We start from the raw sequence: 1,280 nt of genomic DNA, 5'->3' as shown, positions 1-1,280 counted from the left end.
CCGCGGGTGATGGCGCCGTGGTGGGGGCCGCAGGCGAAGTGGAGTTTGTCGGCGTTGGTGTGGCCGCCGTTGGTCCAGTCGGGGGTGTGGTGGACTTCGCAGTGGTAGCCGGGTTCGCAGCAGTTGGGGTGGGTGCAGCCGCGGTCGCGGGCGTAGCAGATGAGGCGTTGGTCGGCGGTGGCGATGCGTTTTTGTCTGCCGAGGTAGAGCGGGCGTTTGAGGTGGTCGTCGAAGACGGCGAGGTAGTGGATGGAGTGGGCGGCCATGCGGATCAGGTCGCGCATGGGTAGCCAGGAGCCTCCGCCGGTGCGTGCGGGGGTGGGCATGGTCGCGTGGGGGTCGGTGGCGTTGGCCGCGGCGGTCTCCAGCTCGCCCAGGGTGGTGGTGACGACCACGGTGACGGGGTGGCCGCGGTGGGTGCCCATGTTGCCCGAGGCGATGGCGGTGGATAAGGCGAGTTTGAGGGCGTCGTGGCAGCGTTGTCCGGCGCTGCGGGCATCCCCGCCGAGCAGTGCGGTAGCGGGGGTGTTGGGGGTGTCGGGTTGGTGGCGTCCTGGGCGGACGGCGGCGGTGATGGCTTCGAGGTAGGCGCGGGTTTCGGGGTCGAGTAGGCCGCGGAGGCGCGACATGCCGTCGGGTCCTTGGCGGCCGAGTTGGAGATAGCGGCGGCGGGCGCGGTCGTCGTCGGTGAAGGTGCCGTCGGGGTTGAGGTGGTCGTGGATGCGTTGGCCGATGCGGGTGAGTAGGTCGGAGTCGAGTTCGCGGGCGTGTTCGACCAGGGAGCGTTCGGCGTCGGTGACCGCGGCCGGCGACAACCGGGTGGGCAGGGTGTCGAGGGCGCGGCAGATGACGCGGATGTGGTCGTCGCCGATCGCACCGTCGGCGACGGCGGCGGCCAGCTCGGGAAGTTCGGGAGGCAGTGTCGGTCCGGTCAGGCTGCGGCGGGGCCGGATGCGGGCGGCTTGGCGGAAGCGGCGGGTGATCTCCCGCGGTGCGATGTTGAGGCGTTCCCAGAGGGCGCCGCGGATGGCGTCGGCGGCGCCGCGTTCGGTGCTGGGTTCGGCCAGCTCGTCGAAGACGCGATACATCAGGGCGCGGTTGACCCGCTCCTGAGTTTCCAGGCGTTCGGCCACGTCGAGGCGAAACGCGGTGTTTGTCAGCGCTGAGGAGGTTTGGCGCAACACCCGGTGGGCGGCGTCGATGGCATCCAGGGCAGCGCGGATTTGGTCCTGTGCCGCCTGGGGAGCCATCGCTGTCGCCATACCACCGACGCTAGAAAC

General features: G+C 70.5%; 1 protein-coding gene. It reads right to left on the bottom strand.

Annotated features, from left to right (window positions below; genetic code table 11):
- The coding region (locus AWC30_RS13270; RefSeq protein ID WP_085110704.1) for an HNH endonuclease signature motif containing protein at nucleotides 1-1,262 on the bottom strand (1,262 nt) is incomplete at its 3' end.
- Between the last annotated feature and the right edge of the window lie 18 nt (nucleotides 1,263-1,280).

The sequence above is a fragment of the Mycolicibacillus trivialis genome, assembly GCF_002102395.1.
Taxonomy (GTDB): Bacteria; Actinomycetota; Actinomycetes; order Mycobacteriales; family Mycobacteriaceae; genus Mycobacterium; species Mycobacterium triviale.
This window is presented reverse-complemented; position numbering and strand designations above follow the sequence as displayed.